This window comes from [Roseibacterium] beibuensis, assembly GCF_039542305.1.
GTDB lineage: Bacteria > Pseudomonadota > Alphaproteobacteria > Rhodobacterales > Rhodobacteraceae > Roseibacterium > Roseibacterium beibuensis.
Map to the genome: position 1 here is coordinate 72,518 of NZ_BAABHW010000007.1, position 17,435 is coordinate 89,952.

General features: G+C 65.8%; 21 protein-coding genes. 5 read left to right on the plus strand and 16 right to left on the minus strand.

The window, feature by feature from the left end; all coding sequences use genetic code 11:
• Positions 1-75: 75 nt before the first annotated feature.
• A complete protein-coding gene (locus tag ABD923_RS17765) occupies positions 76-306 on the plus strand; it encodes a sulfurtransferase TusA family protein (RefSeq protein WP_259554153.1) in 231 nt (76 codons plus the stop codon).
• A gap of 128 nt (positions 307-434) precedes the next feature.
• On the opposite strand, the gene ABD923_RS17770 is transcribed toward ABD923_RS17765, so the two are convergent.
• The 8 genes from ABD923_RS17770 to ABD923_RS17805 all read right to left on the minus strand — a co-directional run bounded on the left by ABD923_RS17770 (position 435) and on the right by ABD923_RS17805 (position 6,878).
• Complete coding sequence (locus ABD923_RS17770; RefSeq protein WP_259554152.1) at positions 435-1,541, minus strand: ABC transporter ATP-binding protein; 1,107 nt, start codon at positions 1,539-1,541, stop codon at positions 435-437.
• Positions 1,538-2,344 (minus strand): ABC transporter permease, encoded by an 807-nt coding sequence (locus ABD923_RS17775; protein ID WP_259554151.1) that lies wholly within the window; start codon positions 2,342-2,344, stop codon positions 1,538-1,540. The genes ABD923_RS17770 and ABD923_RS17775 overlap by 4 nt, the downstream gene beginning before the upstream one ends.
• Positions 2,341-3,231 (minus strand): ABC transporter permease, encoded by an 891-nt coding sequence (locus ABD923_RS17780; RefSeq protein WP_259554150.1) that lies wholly within the window; start codon positions 3,229-3,231, stop codon positions 2,341-2,343. Before ABD923_RS17780 ends, ABD923_RS17775 begins: the two co-directional genes overlap by 4 nt.
• A gap of 268 nt (positions 3,232-3,499) precedes the next feature.
• Complete coding sequence (locus ABD923_RS17785) at positions 3,500-3,763, minus strand: hypothetical protein (protein WP_259554149.1); 264 nt, start codon at positions 3,761-3,763, stop codon at positions 3,500-3,502.
• Positions 3,764-3,964: 201 nt separating this feature from the next.
• Complete coding sequence (gene rpsI / locus ABD923_RS17790) at positions 3,965-4,462, minus strand: 30S ribosomal protein S9 (RefSeq protein WP_259554148.1); 498 nt, start codon at positions 4,460-4,462, stop codon at positions 3,965-3,967.
• Between the two features lie 2 nt (positions 4,463-4,464).
• The gene (gene rplM, locus ABD923_RS17795; protein ID WP_222187202.1) at positions 4,465-4,926 is read right to left on the minus strand and encodes a 50S ribosomal protein L13; all 462 of its coding nucleotides are present in this window, start codon (positions 4,924-4,926) and stop codon (positions 4,465-4,467) included.
• A 269-nt stretch (positions 4,927-5,195) separates the two neighbouring features.
• Positions 5,196-5,552: a DUF5368 domain-containing protein gene (locus ABD923_RS17800; protein ID WP_259554147.1), complete on the minus strand. Its 357-nt coding sequence runs from the start codon at positions 5,550-5,552 to the stop codon at positions 5,196-5,198.
• 12 nt (positions 5,553-5,564) lie between these two features.
• A complete protein-coding gene (locus tag ABD923_RS17805) occupies positions 5,565-6,878 on the minus strand; it encodes an NAD(P)/FAD-dependent oxidoreductase (RefSeq protein WP_476691415.1) in 1,314 nt (437 codons plus the stop codon).
• A gap of 258 nt (positions 6,879-7,136) precedes the next feature.
• Here ABD923_RS17805 and speD point away from each other — a divergent pair, with 258 nt between their 5' ends.
• Positions 7,137-7,634, plus strand: a complete 498-nt coding sequence (gene speD / locus ABD923_RS17810; RefSeq protein ID WP_222187199.1) for an adenosylmethionine decarboxylase — start codon at positions 7,137-7,139, stop codon at positions 7,632-7,634.
• An 89-nt stretch (positions 7,635-7,723) separates the two neighbouring features.
• The gene (gene speE / locus ABD923_RS17815) at positions 7,724-8,590 is read left to right on the plus strand and encodes a polyamine aminopropyltransferase (protein WP_259554144.1); all 867 of its coding nucleotides are present in this window, start codon (positions 7,724-7,726) and stop codon (positions 8,588-8,590) included.
• Between the two features lie 85 nt (positions 8,591-8,675).
• Here speE and ABD923_RS17820 read toward each other — a convergent pair whose 3' ends face one another.
• A complete protein-coding gene (locus ABD923_RS17820; RefSeq protein ID WP_259554143.1) occupies positions 8,676-9,653 on the minus strand; it encodes an SLAC1 anion channel family protein in 978 nt (325 codons plus the stop codon).
• Between the two features lie 100 nt (positions 9,654-9,753).
• On the minus strand, positions 9,754-10,176 hold the full coding sequence (locus ABD923_RS17825) for a PaaI family thioesterase (RefSeq protein ID WP_222187196.1): 423 nt from the start codon (positions 10,174-10,176) through the stop codon (positions 9,754-9,756).
• Between the two features lie 84 nt (positions 10,177-10,260).
• Between ABD923_RS17825 and ABD923_RS17830 the strand changes: the two genes are divergently transcribed.
• The gene (locus ABD923_RS17830; RefSeq protein WP_259554142.1) at positions 10,261-11,055 is read left to right on the plus strand and encodes an enoyl-CoA hydratase; all 795 of its coding nucleotides are present in this window, start codon (positions 10,261-10,263) and stop codon (positions 11,053-11,055) included.
• A 30-nt stretch (positions 11,056-11,085) separates the two neighbouring features.
• On the opposite strand, the gene ABD923_RS17835 is transcribed toward ABD923_RS17830, so the two are convergent.
• From ABD923_RS17835 to ABD923_RS17845, 3 genes are all read right to left on the minus strand, one after another.
• The gene (locus ABD923_RS17835; RefSeq protein WP_259554141.1) at positions 11,086-12,561 is read right to left on the minus strand and encodes a carboxypeptidase M32; all 1,476 of its coding nucleotides are present in this window, start codon (positions 12,559-12,561) and stop codon (positions 11,086-11,088) included.
• Between the two features lie 4 nt (positions 12,562-12,565).
• Positions 12,566-13,699 carry a heme A synthase gene (gene ctaA / locus ABD923_RS17840; RefSeq protein ID WP_259554140.1) on the minus strand — a complete coding sequence of 378 codons (1,134 nt, stop codon included), beginning with the start codon at positions 13,697-13,699 and terminating at the stop codon, positions 12,566-12,568.
• Between the two features lie 153 nt (positions 13,700-13,852).
• Positions 13,853-14,611 (minus strand): RNA methyltransferase, encoded by a 759-nt coding sequence (locus tag ABD923_RS17845; RefSeq protein WP_259554139.1) that lies wholly within the window; start codon positions 14,609-14,611, stop codon positions 13,853-13,855.
• A gap of 104 nt (positions 14,612-14,715) precedes the next feature.
• Between ABD923_RS17845 and ABD923_RS17850 the strand changes: the two genes are divergently transcribed.
• The gene (locus ABD923_RS17850) at positions 14,716-15,336 is read left to right on the plus strand and encodes a thiamine phosphate synthase (protein WP_259554138.1); all 621 of its coding nucleotides are present in this window, start codon (positions 14,716-14,718) and stop codon (positions 15,334-15,336) included.
• A gap of 127 nt (positions 15,337-15,463) precedes the next feature.
• On the opposite strand, the gene olsA is transcribed toward ABD923_RS17850, so the two are convergent.
• The 3 genes from olsA to ABD923_RS17865 form a co-directional block, all read right to left on the minus strand.
• Complete coding sequence (gene olsA / locus ABD923_RS17855) at positions 15,464-16,300, minus strand: lyso-ornithine lipid O-acyltransferase (protein ID WP_259554137.1); 837 nt, start codon at positions 16,298-16,300, stop codon at positions 15,464-15,466.
• Positions 16,297-17,076 (minus strand): L-ornithine N(alpha)-acyltransferase, encoded by a 780-nt coding sequence (olsB, locus tag ABD923_RS17860; RefSeq protein ID WP_259554136.1) that lies wholly within the window; start codon positions 17,074-17,076, stop codon positions 16,297-16,299. Before olsB ends, olsA begins: the two co-directional genes overlap by 4 nt.
• 167 nt (positions 17,077-17,243) lie before the next feature.
• Positions 17,244-17,429: a DUF3553 domain-containing protein gene (locus tag ABD923_RS17865; RefSeq protein WP_259554135.1), complete on the minus strand. Its 186-nt coding sequence runs from the start codon at positions 17,427-17,429 to the stop codon at positions 17,244-17,246.
• Positions 17,430-17,435 lie beyond the last annotated feature (6 nt).

Genomic DNA, 17,435 nt, shown 5'->3' on the forward strand with positions numbered 1-17,435 from the left:
TTCGGCGCGGCGTCACGTCGCCAACGCTCACATTGGCGTGGACAGGGCGTCGCGCCGGGGGCTAATCGGCACGTCATGGAGTGGGATGTCGAAATCGATGCCGAAGGGCTGAAATGCCCGCTGCCCGTGTTGCGCCTGAAACAGCGGCTTCGGGGCATCGCCCCCGGCCAGGTGGTCTGCCTGCGCGCGACGGATCCGATGGCCGCGATCGACGTGCCCCATTTCTGCACCGAAGAAGGCCATGACTTCCTCGGCTCCGACACGAGCGGCCCCTGCCCGGCCTATCTCGTGCGCAAGCGGGCCTGACCGGCGCGCAACCCGCCCCCATCTTTATCCTTCAAATATGCAAACGCGCGTGAAACGCGCGCGCGGGGCAAGGGGGTCAAGACCCCTTGCCCCGCGACACCGGGCGACGGCAACGCCGGCGCAATCCGTCAGGAAAACAGAACCATCGCCCGGGGATCCCAGGCCAGGTGCGCCGGCGCGCCCCGTTCGAGGACCCGCCGCCCCGGCATGTTGCGCATCGAGACCGACACCTTGTTCGGCGCGCCATCGATCAGCACGTCGTAATAGGTCATGTCCCCGTAATAGACGACCTCCTCGACCACGCCTTCCGCGCTGCGCCCGCCCTCGGGGCTCTGGCCTTCGAACAGGATGGTCAGGCTTTCGGGGCGCAGACCGATCCGGGCCGCGCCGAAGGTGGCACCGCCCGGGCATTGCGCCGCGTCAAGCTCGGCCCGGCCCAGGCCTGCCACCTCCACCTCGGCCCTGCCGTCCGAGACAGAGACGACATCGGCGGGCAGGAAATTCATCATGCCGATGAACTCGGCCACGCGGCGCGAGTTCGGACGCCGGTACAGCAGTTCCGGATCATCGAGCTGCGCGATCTCGCCCTCGAACATCACCGCGATGCGGTCCGACATCACCAGCGCCTCTTCCTGGTCATGGGTCACCAGGATGAAGGTGATGCCCACCTCGCGCTGCAGTTTGATCAGTTCCACCTGCATCTGCTCGCGCATCTTCTTGTCCAGCGCGGACAGCGGCTCGTCCAACAGCAGCACCTTGGGCTTCAGGATCAGGGCGCGGGCCAGCGCCACGCGCTGCCTTTGGCCACCGGACAGGGCATGGGCCGCGCGCCGCCCGTAATCCTTCAGCCCCACCATCTCCAGTGCCTCGGCCACGGCGCGTTGCTTCTCGTCGCCGGACATGGATGTCCGGCGCAGACCGAAGGCCACGTTCGCGGCCACGCTCAGATGCGGGAAGATGGCATAGGACTGGAACACCATGTTGGTCGGGCGCTTGTTGGGCGGCACCCCCTCCATGTTGCGGCCGTTCAACTGGATATGCCCCGAGGAGATATCCTCGAACCCCGCGATGGCGCGCAGCAGCGTGGTCTTGCCGCAGCCCGACGGCCCCAGCAGAGAAAAGAACTCGCCCTGCCGGATCTCGGCCGAGATGCCGCGCAGCGCGTGGTAGTCGCCGTAATACTTGTGCACATCGTCCAGGGTGATGATGGCAGGCGGCGGTGTCGTGTCCTTCACAGGAACCCTCCGGTATCTTCAAGCCCCGCGCGCTTCAGGCCGCGGCGGCGGAAAAACTCGGCCACCACCAGCAGCAGGACCGATAGCGTCACGAGGATCGTGCCAAGCGCCATCACCACCGGCAGACGTGCCGGGAACCGCAACTGCCCCCAGAGGTAGACGGGCAACGTCGGCTCGTTGCCCGACAGGAAGAAGGCGATGATGAACTCGTCCAGCGAGATGGTGAAACAGATCAGAAGCGAGGCGATGATGCCCGGCAGCACCAGCGGAAAGGTCACGAGGCGAAAGGTCGAGAGCGGCGTCTCGCCCAGGTCGATCGCGGCTTCTTCCAGGCTCTGGTCCATGTTGGCGAAACTGCCCTGCAGGATCGCGATGGAAAACGGCATGCACAAAAGCGAATGGCCAAGGATGATGGTCCACAGCCCGCTGTCGAGGCCGAGCTGCATCAGCACCGCCAGAAGCGAGATGGCGACGATCACCTCGGGCAGGACCAGCGGCAGCATGATGAAGCCAAGGATGCCGGGCTTGCCGGGAAACTTGTAGCGCGTGGCGGCGCGGGCGGCGAACAGCCCGAGCGACGTGGCCAGGATCGCGACCGAGACCGCGATTATCAGCGAATTCAGCGTCGCCTGATGCAGCGCGGGGGTGTCGAGCAGGGCCGCGAACCAGTTCAGCGTAAAGCCCTGCAGCGGGAAGGCGATAACCGTGCCGTCATTGAAGGCAAAGAGCGGCAGCAGAACGATCGGCGCATAAAGGAACGCGAGATACAGGATCGCGTAGAGTTTCAGCCCCCCGCCCTTCATCGTTTCGGCCCCGTCCAGATCCGCGTCAGCAGGATCAACCCGATGGAGATGACAGCCACCGTTCCCATGGCGAGCACGGCAAGCGTGGCGCCCATGGGCCGGTTGTTCAGGTCGAAGATCTGCGCGTAGATCATGTTGGCGATCATCGTGCCGCCCGACCCGCCGACAAGGCGCGGGGTGACGTAATCGCCCACGGTCGGGATGAACACGATCAGGGCGGCCGCCAGCACCCCCGGCATGGCCAGCGGCAGGGTCACGCGGAAGAAGGTCATGACGTAGCTTTCGCCGAGGTCGCGCGCGGCCTCCAACAGGCTGCGGTCGATGCGTTCGAGGCTGACGAAGATCGGCAGGATCGCGAAGGGCGCAAAGGCATGGGCCAGCGTCACGACCACGGCATTGGCGTTGTAGAGGATGAAGCCAAGCGGCTCGTCGATGATGCCAAGCCCCAGAAGCGTGCCGTTCACCGGCCCGTCATAGGCCAGGATCACGCGCCACAGGAAGACGCGGATCAGGTAGCTGGTCCAGAACGGGATCGTGATCAGGAACAGCCAAAGCGACTTGCGGTTCGGCGCCACGCGAAAGCTGATGAAATAGGCGATGGGAAAGGCCGTCACCACCGTGACCAGGGTGACCATCCCCGAGATCCGCAGCGAGCGGAACATCAACTCTCGATAGAGCGGGTCGCTCAGCGCCTCTTGGTAATTGGCGAAGGTGAAGGTGCGGTCGATGGTCAGGAATTGCTGCGTCCAGAAGCTCAGCAGCACGATGGTCGCCAGCGGCGCCGCCAGAAGAAGAAGGGAATAGACCAGGGGCGGGCTGACGATGGTCAGGCCCTTTCCCGCTTCGCTGCGCAATGCTCGTCTCAGCCCCGAATGGCTCTCGCCCATGTTGCGGGTGTCCCTTTCCGCACGGGGCCTGTTCGCATCCCCGGTTCCCGACGATGGCGACATGCTGGCGATGCTGCAAGAGGAAGCTTGCGGTGCAGGCTTGCTGCGACGGCGTTTTTCGGGGGGACCGGCGCGAAAGGATCACTTTTTGAGCGTCTCGAGGAGGACTCCACCCCGGCAGGTTGCAACGTCGTGGGCGGGGGGGGGCCGTGGGTGCCGTGGCGCGCCCGGACGGGCCATCGCGCGCCACGAGCATGGCAACGCGGTATCAGAGGCTGGTCTCGACCCGCGTCGGATCTGCCATCGACGCGTCCGGCTTCGGCAGATCGCTGTCTGCGTCGGTCAACAGGGCGTCGTCGAAAAGGCCCTTCTTGCCTTGCAGCGCCTCGGCCGCGTCGGTGGGAAGGGTCTCGACCGCTTGCGCGGGTTTGGCGAGGTTGCCCTGCTGCGCGTCCGGCATCGCCGACGTGGTGGCCAGCGCCAGGCCGGGCGCGGCCAGGATGAACAGAGAAGAAAGAACCATGCGTTTCATGATCATGTCTCCAAGGTCCAGAGGTGGTGGTGTTGAACCGGCGGAGCGATGGCACATCGGCCTGCTGCCCCGCACGCCGATGGATTTGGAGAACGGCGACCCGGGTTGAAGACCCGCTCACGCATCTGTGATCCGCGTCGCGGCCAAAAGAAAAGGGCCGCCCAGATGAGCGGCCCTTTCCGAAATCTGTCTGACGCCGGATCAGCGCTTGGAGAACTGGAAGCTGCGGCGGGCCTTGCGGCGGCCGAACTTCTTGCGTTCCACGACGCGGCTGTCACGGGTCAGGAAGCCAGCGGCCTTGAGCGCGCCCCGCAGGGACGGTTCATAGAGTTGCAGCGCCTTCGAGATGCCGTGCTTGACCGCACCGGCCTGACCGGACAGGCCGCCGCCCTTGACGGTGGCCATGACGTCGAACTGGTCCTCGACACCGGCGACGGTGAAGGGCTGGCGCAGGATCATCTGCAGCACGGGACGTGCGAAATACGCGTCCATCGGCTTGCCATTGACCACGACCTTGCCGGAACCGGGCTTGATCCAGACGCGGGCCACCGCGTCTTTCCGCTTGCCGGTGGCGTAGGAACGGCCAAGCGCGTCGCGCTGCGGCTCCCGCGGGGTTTCGTCGAGGGTGACGGCGGCGGGGGCGTCCGCCCCGTCCACGGCGCCTTTCAGCGCATCGAGCGAAGAGAGAGTCTCGGCCATTGTCATGCGCTCCGGGTGTTCTTGGGGTTCATCGACTTGACGTCGAGCACTTTGGGCTGCTGCGCCTCGTGCGGGTGCTCGGCACCGGCATAGACACGCAGATTGGTCATCTGCTGACGCGACAGCTTGCCGCCCGGCAGCATGCGCTTGACAGCCTGCATGACGACGCGCTCGGGATGCGCCCCTTCAAGGATCTGGCCGGTGGTGCGGGACTTGATGCCGCCCGGATAGCCGGTGTGCCAGTAGTTCGGCTTGTTGCGCTTGTTGCCCGTCAGCTGCACCTTGTCGGCGTTGATGACGATGACGTTGTCGCCCATGTCCATGGATGGCGTGAAGGTCGGCTTGTGCTTGCCGCGCAGCCGCATGGCGATGATCGAGGCGAGACGGCCGAGCACGACGCCTTCGGCGTCGATCACGATCCATTCCTTCTCGATATCCGCCGGGGTAGCGGTGAAGGTTTTCATCGGGTCAGTCCTTTCGGGGGCCGGGATCCGGCCGGAAACACATGGGGGCACGCATGCTAATACGCGCCCCTCGGGTGGATGCCGGTGTTCTAAGCATTTCCAACGCCCCGTCAAGCGGCACGTTTCGCCCAAAACCGTGCGTTTTCAGCGACTTATGATTGCGGTATTATTTTACCCCATTCAATTGCAGCCCTTTTTGCCTCCAAAAGCAAAGCACCGCCCCGGTTTCGGGGCGGCGTGCCGCAGTCACGTGCAAATCAGGCCGGGGCTCAGTCGCCCAGCTTGTCGCGGAAAAACAGCGATTCCACGGTGTAGACGAGGATCGACATCCCGATCGCCCCCATGGCAGCGATGCCGAGAAAGACGATGACATCCACCGGCCCGCCGATATCGCGCAGGTGCGAGTCCGTCATGAACATCACGAACCAGACGGCAAGGACTGCCCCCACCGGCATGAACAGCTGCGCGATCAAAAAGCGCCGCATGCCAAGGTTGTGATCCCGGATCAGCACGTACAGATACCCGACCGTGATGATGGCGGCGACAGCCACCATGGTCCAGAACAGGCCGGTGCCGAAGACCTCTTCGAACACGGCAATCATTGTCTCAAGGGTTAGTTCTTCCATGTTCCCGTCTCCTCAGGCCTGGCCGCGCAGCATGGCGTTGTAGGTGGCTTTCAGGGCGATTTCCTTCATCAGCCAGCTGATCCACAGCTCTTCCAGCGGGGCGATCACCCCGGGGAAGGACGGCGTCAGGTTGTTGTTGTAGTCGAACTCGATCAGCATCGCGCGTCCAATGCGCGTGATCATCGGGCAGGAGGTATAGCCATCATAGGTTGCCGTTCCGTCCTCGCCCTGGATGGCGGCGACGAGGTGATCTTCGACCACCGGCACCTGGAACTTGACGCTCGCGGCGGTCTTGCCCTTGGGCACGCCCGCAACGTCGCCCACAGCCCAGATATTGTCATAGCGATTGTGGCGCATCGTATACTGGTCGCAATCGACCCAGCCCTGATCCGTCCAGCGATCGGCCCAGCTGAGGCCCGAATCGCGGATGAACTGCGGCGCGCGCTGCGGCGGGACGATGTGGATATAGTCGTAATCCTGCTCTTCGGTGCCGTCGGGTGTCTCGAAGGTTGCGATCTTGCGCTCGGCGTCGATGGCCCGCAGCGTCCGCTGGTAGCTGTAATCGATATCGCGGTCGCCAAACAGCATGCGCACCCGCTCGGACACGATCGGCACGCCGAACAGGCTGGTCTGCGGGGCGGCATAGAGGATCTCGGCCGCGCCGCGATTGTCGGCCCGGCGCAGGCGGTCGTCGATCAGGAAGGTGTGCTTGAGCGGCGCGCCGGCACATTTCATCTCGGTTTCCGGACGGGTGAATAGCCCCCTGCCCCCTTCCTCGACGAAACGCGACGCCGCTTCCCAGGTTGCCGCGGCATCTTCGGGCCCGCCATAGAGCGCGCCGATGCCGTTGGTGCCGATCATGTCGCGCGAAAAGCCCTCGATCGCGTCATGGTCGAGCATGAGGCCCGGCGCGAGCACGAGGAAATCATACTCGACGCTTTCGCCACCCTCGGTGTCCACGCGCCGCACCTCCGGGTCCACGGCCGAAACCGCATCCTCGATCAGGGTTACGCCGTCCGGAAGCCACTCGGTTGTCGTGCTGACCACATAGTCGGCGGGCTTGAGGCCAGCCGCAACAAGCGTCAGGCCCGGTTGATACAGGTGGCGCACCCGAGGATCGATCAGCGTGATCTGAGCCCCGTCCAGGCGGTCGACCAGCCGGTTGACCAGCGCGGTGCCGGCGGCCCCGGCCCCGATGATCACGATGCGGGCACTGGTCTGCACGGTCTGTGCGCGCGCCTCGGCGCCCGGCAGGGTGGCGGCAGCGCCCCCCGCAGCGGCCATGGCCAGAAAGGCCCGGCGGCTGGTGTTGAAATTCTCTGTCATTCGCATGTCTCCCGAGTCCGTGACGCGTCTCTGATTTGGCATGCAATAGTGTGCAATGTTAAATTCCGACTTTGACATATATCAAATCACTCGCCTTCAGGGCGAATTTGTCGCGACCGGTGAAAATTCCCTCTTGATCCGACTCGGGCTCGGCCTTAGGTGCCCCCTCACGAACCGGGACCGATCCCAACTTCGGCGACAGCCGGGGGGGCGCTAAGGACCCACCACATCACTCTACTGGTAAGAAGGGGGAGCGCCATGGACAGCGCCGACCTCTTCCAACTGGGGACTGGTCTGGAGACAGGCGCCCATGCGGAAGAATCCCGCAGCCAGACGGCTGCACGCGATATTTTTGACGACACCCGTGACGATCACTTCATCCGCCGCGATGGCGCGGTGTTTGCCGGCACGCACCTGATCATCGAAGTCGAGAACGGCCACGGGCTGGATGACGAGGATCGCATCCAGCAGGCGTTCCGTGACTGCGTGGATGAATGCGGCGCCACGCTGCTGCACATCCACACGCACAAGTTCTCGCCCCAGGGCGTGAGCGGCGTGGCCGTTCTGGCCGAAAGCCATATCTCGGTGCACACTTGGCCCGAGATCGGCTACGGCGCCTTCGACGTGTTCATGTGCGGCGACGCGCAGCCGTGGAAGGCCGTGGACGTGCTGCGCCGGGCCTTCGGCACCGAGACCGTGCACGTCAAGGAACTGCGCCGCGGCGAAGGCCTCGTGAGCGAGGTCGTGGCCGCCTGATCGCGGCTGTCATTCTCGAAAGAACCGGGCCGCGCGCACCCCGCCGCGGCCCGCATCCGTTTCAAGCCATAACACCCGGGGGACACATCATGACCGATCGCACCGACTGGCCCGCCGACTGGAACATCGAGCGTCTGCACGACGATCACCTGCAAGGCCTGCGCATCACGACCGAGTTCTACGACAGCGCGACCGAGCACCAGCGCATCCGCGTCTTCGAGAACCCGACCTTTGGCCGGATCATGACGCTCGATGGCGTGGTGCAGGTCACCGAAGCCGACAATTTCATCTATCACGAGATGCTGACCCATGTGCCGATCCTCGCCCATGGCAACGTCAAGCGCGCCCTGATCGTCGGCGGCGGCGATGGTGGCATGGCCCGCGAGGTGCTGAAGCATGACGGGGTCGAACAGGTCACCATGGTCGAGATCGACGGCGGCGTGGTGGACTTCTGCAAGCAATACCTGCCCGGCATCTCGGCGGGCGCCTTCGACGACCCGCGCCTCGATCTCGTGATCGCGGACGGCGCGGCCTTCATGAAGGAGAACGCCGATTTCTACGACGTCATCATCGTCGATTCCACCGATCCGGTCGGCCCCGGCGAGGTTCTGTTCACCGACACCTTCTATGGCCACGCCCGCGCCCGCCTGGCCGAGGGCGGCATTCTCGTGACCCAGAACGGGGTGCCCTTCCTGCAGGGCGAAGAGCTGACCAACACGATGCGGGCCTTCCGCGCGTTGTTCTCGGATGCCACCTGCTATCTCGCCACGATCCCGACCTATGCGGGTGGGCCGATGGCCTTCGGCTGGGGCACGAACGGCACGGCGCGTCAGACGGACCTTGCCACTTTGCGCGCACGGTTCGAGGCGGCGGGACTGTCGACCGACTACTACACGCCCGAAGTGCACCAAGGCGCCTTTGCCCTGCCCCCTTACGTGGCGCGGCTTATCCCGTAAGCGGGGCGTTTTCCTCGAGGAAAACGGCCGAAAATCTCGAGATTTTCGGCGGGGCGGAGACCGGGAGGTCTCCGCCCCTTTCCAGTCATTCCGGAACGCAGATCTCGCCCCGCCCGATCGCCAGCGCCGTGCGCAGGATCAGGCCCGCCACAACAAGCACCAGCACACCCAGAACGATCAGACCGATGGCGTCATGGAGCGTGCTGCCCGTCTGCGCGCCGTAAAGGAAAGACGAGATGGACAGCGCCGCCAGAGGAAAACTCAGCGCCCACCAGCTGAGCGCGAAGGGCAGTTTGGCAAACTTGGGCAGTTCCATGAACACCAGCGCGGCGAAGACATAGCCCATGTTCACCAACAGGATGCCGAACGTATCGACCTCACCCACCAGCCGGAAATAGGAGACGAAGCCCACGGACGGCGGCGCGATCAGGATCAGCATGGTCGGCAACAGCTTGCCCGGCAGCGGGTTGTGAAAGATCAGACGGTTGAAGACCAGAACCAGCAGCACCATCCAGAAGATCAGACCGGCGGAAAAGAACAGCCAGCTGATATCGGTATAGCCCATCTGCGCACCGGCCACCGGCACGATGATGTTGCCCACCGCCGGGATGAACCACGCGGGGTTCAGGTGCCCGACCTCGAAAGCGCGGTGGCTGATCCAGCTATGGATGACCGACAGCGTCAGAACGCCCTGCAGGACCGTCCCGATCACCCAGACGATCCGCGCGATGACGGGGAAATCGGTGTTCATCGCCGTCGCCATCAGAAGCAGCGAGATCGAGATCGTCGGGAAGAAGGCCAGTTTCACCGGGTGGTGCCATTCGGCGACGACCGCTCTTGGGTAGCGCACGGCCTTGGTCAGGTAGACCAGCGCGATGGCGGCAAAGGCCGCGATCCCGACCCAGAGCATGCCTTGCGCCAGCGGCTCGGCCCAGCTGTGCGCGTGCGAGGCCGCGCGCAAGGCCAGCGTCAGGCCGAAAAGGCCCATCAGGATGGCGTGGAATGTCACGGGCAGATGCTCCAGCCGGCTATGGCTGTCGGCGGGGGCGGTGGTGTCGGTCATGTCGGTCCCTTCCCGGCAATTCGATTGCAGGTGTCAACTAGATCTTCTAGCGGGATTGTACCACGGGTGCAGCGTCACAGGGTGTCGCAGCCAGGCCGCCTCAGCGTTCTGGCGGAATCGAATAGGTCAGCGAGGCGCGTGCGACCGGCGCGTCCGACCCTTCCGAGAACATCAGGCATTCGCCCACCGCCAGCACCCGGCCCAGCTTCAGCAGCCGGCACACGCAGATCAGGTCCGCCCCCGCCGCCGGTTTGCGCATGAAATCGATCGAGCAATTGGTCGTCACGGCCAAGGCCTTGGGCCCGATCATCGCCAGCACGGCAAGGTAGACCGACACATCGGCCAGCGCGAACATCGACGGCCCCGAGACGGTGCCGCCGGGGCGCAGGTGCCGCTCGGCCACGGGCAGGCGGACACGGATCGCCTTCTCGCCAACCTCTTCGATGATGAAATCTCCGGCGGTCTGCGGAAACTCCCGCTCCAGAAACGCGTGCAGATCGGCCTCGGTCATCACGACTGGCATGAATGGCTCCCTTCCTGTTTCCCCCACCCTCGATTGCCGCTAACGTGCCGCCGGGATGGGACGGTGGCAAGGGAGGCATCCACCATGACGGACGATATTCTTCTGCGCGAGGACCGGGGCGCGATCACGCACCTGACGCTGAACGCACCGGGCAGCCTGAACGCGCTGTCTGACGCCATGCTGGCGCGGCTGACCGAAACCTTCACCGACCTGATCCAATCCAGGACACAGCGCGTGATCGTGCTGAAGGGCGTGGGCAAGGCGTTTTGCGCGGGCCACGACCTGAAAGAGATGAAGGCCAAGCGCGAGAGCGGAAACGGTGCGGCCGAGCTGCGGGACCTTTTCGACCGCTGCGCACGCATGATGCAGTTGATCCCCCGCCTGCCCCAGCCGGTCATCGCGCAGACCCACGGCATCGCGACGGCCGCCGGTTGCCAGCTTGTCGCCTCCTGCGACATGGCGGTCAGCGCCGAAAGCTGCCGCTTTGGCGTGAACGGCGTCAATATCGGCCTCTTCTGTTCGACGCCCATGGTGGCGCTCAGCCGCAATGCCCCGCGCAAGCAGGTGTTCGAGATGCTGACCACGGGCGAGTTCATCGACGCCCACCGCGCGCGGGAGTTGGGCCTTGTGAACCGCGTTGTTCCCGACAATGCGCTGGACGAGGAGACCGAGGCGCTCGCCGCGCTTGTCGCCAGCAAGCTGGGCAGCGCCGTGCGGATCGGCAAACGCGCCTTCTACGACCAGATCGACCTGCCGCTGGACAAGGCCTACGAGCTGACCGGCGCGGTGATGGTCGAGAACATGCTCGACAAGGGCACGGCCGAAGGGGTCGATGCCTTCATCGAAAAGCGCAAACCCGACTGGAACCAGCCCGGCTGATCCAAACCCCGCGCCACGATTCTCGGGGCCTTACACCCCGTAGATCGCGGCGAATTTCGCGTCGAGATAGTCAAGCAGCGGCGCTTCGCTGATCTCGCCCCCCGTGGCTTCCATGATCGTCTCGCGCGGCGGGCGTAGCCCGCCATGGCGTTGCAGCCGTTCGCGCAGCCAGAAGGTTGCAGCCGAAGGGTCGCCCTCGGCCAGATGCGCGTCGAGATCGGGAATGTCGCGGCGCATCGCCTCGTTCAGGCAGCCTGCATAGACGTTCCCGAGGCTGTAGGTCGGGAAATACCCGAACAGGCCCACCGACCAGTGCACGTCCTGCAACATGCCGTGGCTGGGCCGGTCGACCTTGACGCCGAAATCGGCCTCGAACCGGTCGTTCCAGGCCGCCTCCAGGTCCGCCACGGCCAGATCGCCCGAGATCAGCGCGCGCTCCAGATCGAAGCGCAGCATGATGTGCAGGTTGTAATGCACCTCGTCGGCCTCGGTCCGGATGAAGCCCGCGTTCACGCGGTTGACCGCAGCGTGGAAGGCCGCCTGATCGTGCAGGCCGATATCGTCGAAATGCGCCCGCATGCGGTTGAACAGCCAGCCGGTAAAGGGGGCCGACCGGCCCAACTGGTTCTCGTAGATGCGGCTTTGGCTTTCATGCACCCCCATCGACACGCCCTGCCCCAGCGCGGTCAGGCCATAGGCATCGTCGATATTCTGCTCGTAGGTGGCGTGGCCGACCTCGTGGATCGTGGAGTAGAGGCAGCCGAGCGGTTCGCCTTCGTCCACACGCGTGGTAATCCGCACATCCTTGCCCGAGCCGGAAGAGAAGGGATGCACCGCCTGGTCGATCCGGCCATGCAGGAAATCGTAGCCGAAGACCCCCGCGACCTCGTGGGCGAGCGCCAGTTGCCTGTCTTCGGGAAAGGCGCCGGTCAGGCCCTTGGGCGGTGTGCCCTGCCCCAGCACCCGTTCGCGCAACGCGACAAGGCGCGGGCGCATCCGGTCGAACAGCGCCGCGATCTCGTCGCCGCTCATGCCCGGCTCGTAATCGTCGAGGAGCGCGTCGTAGAGAGTGCCGTCGGACCCGGCCAGCGCCGCGGCCTCCTGCCTGCGCAGGTTCACGACCTCTTCCAGGGTGGGCAGGAAATGCGCCACATCATCGGCCGCCCGCGCCCGCGCCCAGATGCCCTGCGCCAGCGAGGTGGTCCGCGCCAAGGCCGTGGCCAGATCTGCGGGAACCTTCATCGCCCGCTCGTATCCGCGCCGGATCAGGCGAAGCTGTGCCGCCTCGGCCTCGGTCGTCGCCTCGGCATTGTCCAGCCACTCCCCGACCCTGGGATCGGTCCGGCGGGCGTGCAAAACCGATTCCAGCGCCCCCATCTCGTCCGAGCGCTGCTCGGCCGCGCCCTTGGGCATGACCGTTTCCTGGTCCCAGCCGAGACGGCCCATGACCTGCGCCAGCGCTTCGGTCTCGCGCTGAAAGGCGAGAAGATCGGTCAGTGCACTCATAAGCTTAACCTCGGACAGATTGTTTCAGGGGATACATCGACAGGAACCGCGCGCGCAGGATCAGCACCATCAGCACCACCGCGCCGAACTGGTGCAGGATGGCGAGGTACCACGTGGCCGAGGTCATGACCGTCACGACGCCAAGAAAGATCTGAACGACCATCATCGCCATCATGTCGTTGAAGGCCGTGCGCGTCGCCTTGCGCGCAGATCTCAGGCTCGCGATCCAGGCCCCGAGCGCCACCAGCACCAGGAGGTAGCCCAGCATGCGGTGGATGAACTGCACCGTGCCGTCATTCTCGAAGAGGTTCCGCCAGACCGGTTCGATCGCCCACATGCCCGGCGGGGTCAGGCCACCGGCCATCAAGGGCCAATCGGTGTAGTTGCGGCCCGCGTCGATCCCGGCCACCAGCGCGCCGACGATGATCTGGAGGAAGGCCAGGTGCATCACCCCGGTCGACATGCCCTTGAGCTTGCGGTCCCCCTCGCGCCGGGCCGAGAACAACTCCGCCTGTTCGCGGCCAAGCCGCATGACATACCACGCGATCAGCGACAGGATCAGGAAGGCCAGCCCCAGATGCGTCGCCAACCGGTAGGAGGCGACATCGAGCATCCCCTCCTGCAGGCCCGAATGCACCATCCACCAGCCGATCGCGCCCTGCACGCCGCCAAGCGCGCCAAGAAACAGCAATCGCCCCGTCCAGCCCTTCGGGATATTGCGCGTCGCCAGCAAACCGAGGAAGCCCACCGCCCAGACCAGGCCGATGAACCGGCCAAGCTGGCGGTGGCCCCATTCCCACCAGTAGATGACCTGGAACTCCGCCATGCTCATGCCACGGTTTTGCAACTGGTATTCCGGGATCGCGCGGTAGGCGTCGAACTCGGCCTGCCAGTCGGCCTCGGACAGGGGCGGGATGGCGCCCGAAAGCGGCGCCCATTCGGTGATCGACAGGCCCGAATCCGTCAGGCGGGTCAGGCCGCCCACGGCGATCATCACGACGACCAGCGCGAACAGGATCATCAGCCAGCCCCGCACCAGCCGCCGCGCGCGTGACCGGTCGCGGCTGACGCCGCCCGGCGTGGCGGCGGGCTTCTGTGTTTCGGTGACCTCTTCGAAAATGCTGCGACGCTCGGCCATGGCCCGTCTCCCCTCACATCTCGGGGTCAGACCTATCCCGCGCCCGCGCGGCCTTCAAGCGCCTGCGACGGCCTGACCATGCCCGGCCCGACCCTTCATCTTGGCCAGAAACCTCCGGGGGAGCGCGCGGCACGCGCGCGGGGGCAGAGCCCCCTACCCGTCAAGGCGCTTCTCGGCCCAGCGGACCATCTGGCGCAGCATCCCGTGAAGCACCTGCACATCGGCCCGCGTCAGGGGCAGCCGCGACCACATGTTGCGCAGGTTCAGCTTCATCCCCTCGGCCTTCAACTCGGGAAAGAAGAACCCCGCCGCCTCCAGCCGCTGCTCGAAATGATCGCCCAGCTTCTCGATCTCGAGGCCGGTCGCGAACTCGGTTTTCGCCATCTCCATTACCTCGGGCGGCGCCTCGACCGTCTCACGCCGCCATTCATAGGCGGTCAGCAATACGCATTGCGCGAGGTTCAGGGAGGGGAAAGCCGGGTTCACCGGCACCGACACGATGGCATTGGCCAGGGCGATATCGGCGTTTTCCAGCCCCGCGCGTTCCGGCCCGAAGAGGACAGCCACCTTGCCGCCCTCGGCGGTGATCGCGCGGGCCTGCTGCATGGCGCGCTCGGGCGTCACCACCGGCTTGGTCAGGCCGCGCTCGCGGGCGGTGGTCGCGAAGACGTAGGTGCAATCGGCAACCGCGTCTTCCACGCGGTCGAAAAGGCCCGCCTCGTCCAGCAACCGCCCCGCCCCGCTGGCCAGCGCCACGGCGCGTTCGTTCGGCCAGCCGTCACGCGGGCCGACGACCCGCATCCGGTCGAGGCCGAAATTCCACATCGCGCGCGCGGCGGCGCCGATATTCTCGCCCATCTGCGGGCGGACGAGGACGAAGGCGGGCTGGCCGCCGGGATCACGCTGTTCCATGGGGCGGGCGATACCGCGCAGGCCGCACAGGCGCAAGCGTCCCCCTTGCGAGGACGCCCCGGGGCGCGTATCGACGCGGGCGCAACGTGAAGGAACCCCGCATCATGGCCGAGACCGAGCGCCCGCAGATCTACCTCGTGACGCCGCACAGCTTCGACCCCGAGGCCTTTGCGCCAGAGCTTGCGCGCATTCTCGATTCAGTCGAGATCGCCTGCGTCCGGCTCGCCTCGGCCAGCGAGGATGAAAGCGAGTTGGCCCGCGCCGCCGATGCCTGCCGCGAGGTGGCCCATGCCCGGGACGTGCCGCTTGTGATCGAACGCCATATCGCGCTGGTCGAGCGGCTTGGCCTCGATGGCGTGCACCTTACCGATGGCGCGCGCTCGGTGCGCGCGACGCGCAAGGCCCTGGGCGGCGATGCGATCCTCGGCAGCTATTGCGCGGCCTCGCGCCATGACGGTCTGGTCGCGGGCGAAGCGGGCGCAGACTACATCAGCTTCGGCCCTGTCGGGGAAACCGGCCTTGGGGACGGGACGCGCGCCGAGCGCGATCTCTTCGCCTGGTGGTCGCAGATGATCGAATTGCCCGTCGTGGCCGAAGGGGCGCTCGATGTGGAGCTGATCGCCGAGTTCGCCCCGGTCGTGGATTTCTTCGCGCTTGGCGCAGAGATCTGGCGCGCCGACGACCCGGTCGCGGTCTTGAAAGACCTGCTCAAGCCGCTGGGATGAGCCGCGAGGCAATCGGGCCACGCTCGGGCCGCCAGCGGCCGTCGCGCGCCCCGGTCGGCGCGTCACGCGCCTCTGCGCCTCCGGCGGGCATATTTTCGGGATAAAGATGCAACGGGTCGAACAGGCCTCAGCCTTGGCTCTGGCCACTGTCGAAGCCGGCCCTGACCTTGGCCTCCGCCGCGCGGGCAAGCGGTTTGCGGTCGGCGAACTCCGAGACCTTCAGCGGCGCGTGATAGATCACATCGACCGCCCCCTGGCGCGGCGCGGCAAGGATTTGCAGCAGGCTTGCACCGAACTCCATCTCGCCCCACCAGCCATAAAAGCGCGGGTCCGCCCCCTCGGGCGCGTGGTAGCGCAAGGTGATCGGCTGCACCCACAGGATGTCGCGCAGGCGATCCGAGAAGAAGGCCGCGAAGAGCGTCGTCTTGAACGGCAGCACGCGGCGCGAATCCGTCGAGGTGCCTTCGGGAAAGAACAGGAGCTTGTGGCCCGCGCGCAGGCGGTCTTCGAAGAGCCGCGTCTGCGCCGCCGCCTCGGCCCTGTCGCGGCGGATGAACACCGTGCCCGTGCCGCGCGCAAGCCAGCCGATGCCCGCCCAGCCACGCACCTCGGCCTTGGACACGAAATACAGACGTTTCGACGCGTTCAGCGTGAAGATGTCGAGCCAGCTGGAGTGATTGGCGACGAAGGCCCCCCGTTGCGGCATCGGGGCGCCGATCACGCGCCGGCGAAGCCCCATGGCCCTGCACGACCAGATGCAGACGAATTGCGTGATGAAGGGCGTGACCGGCCGGTTCAGGCCGAAAACCAAACGCTCCGGCAGCCGCAGAAGAAGGAGCAGGGGAAAACAGATCGCCAGCAGCAGCAGCATCGGCCCACCGCGCCGGATCACGCGCAGCCAGTCGCCCAGCCCCAGCTTGCGGGGCGGCGGCGGCGGGGCATCGCCCTCCCAGGTCACGCTCATGCCCGGATCTCCGCACCGCGTTGATAGATCGCGCGGTGCTTTTCCGACATGCGCGCCACGTCCATGACGAGGCAGACGTCGATGCAGTTGAAGGGCTGGTCGATGAAGGCCCCCTCGCCCACGAAGCCGCCCAATCGCAGATACGCCTTGATCAGCGCCGGCATCTGGCGGACGGCGGACGGACGATCCAGCGCCTCTTCCGCGATCAGATCCATGCGGGACGCGCCGGGCGGCTTGGCGCGCGGGCGGATATCGGGCGGGGCCAGGTGGCGGTGATGCAGGAGTGACAGGGGCGCGGCCAGCGGCGCCGGATCGGTGCCGTGGAAACTCGCCACGCCGAACATCACCTCGATCCCGTGATCGGCGATATACTCGGCCAGCCCGTTCCAGAGATGCATCATCGCGGTGCCGCCGCGATAGTCGCGATGCACGCAGGACCGCCCGAGCTCCAGCAAGGGCCGCCCCGAGGCGCGCAGCGGCGTCAGGTCATATTCATCCTCGGAATAGAATTGGCCCGCCGCCTTTGCCTGGTCGCAGCGCATGACACGGTAGACGCCCACGACCTCGTCCTCAGGGGCGCGCCGGTGATCGAGGAGAAGCAGGTGGTCGAAAAACGGGTCGAACCGGTCGGCCTCCAGCCTGGCGTCGTGATCGACCAGCGGGCCGTCACCGCCCAGTTCCGCGACGAACACCTCGTAGCGCAGCCGCTGCGCGGCCCGGCGCTCGGCCTCGGTGTTGGCCAGGCGCAGTTCGAAATGGGGATCGTCGATCTGCATCCGGGGTCGTCAGGTCACTTCGTGCAAGGGCGCGTCCGGCGCGCGGCGTTGTGCGGGACCTATCCTACCGATGCCACCGCGTGCAAGCGATGCGCGGCAGGGGCGGCGTTAAGCCCGTGTTAACCGCCGGCGCGTAAGGTAGGTTCAGACACAGGCATGAACAGGCTTTAGGGGAGGAATTCCATGATCAGCGTCACGCGCCGACCGTCTATGACGACCTTGCCCTCATGCTCGAAATTCACCGTGATGCGGCCGTCGATGTTTGACTGCACCTGCCCCAGTCCCCAATCGGGGCGGTCGGGGTGGCGCACGAACATCCCCGGTTCCAGCATCGCGTTCAGCGCATCAGACATGGGATC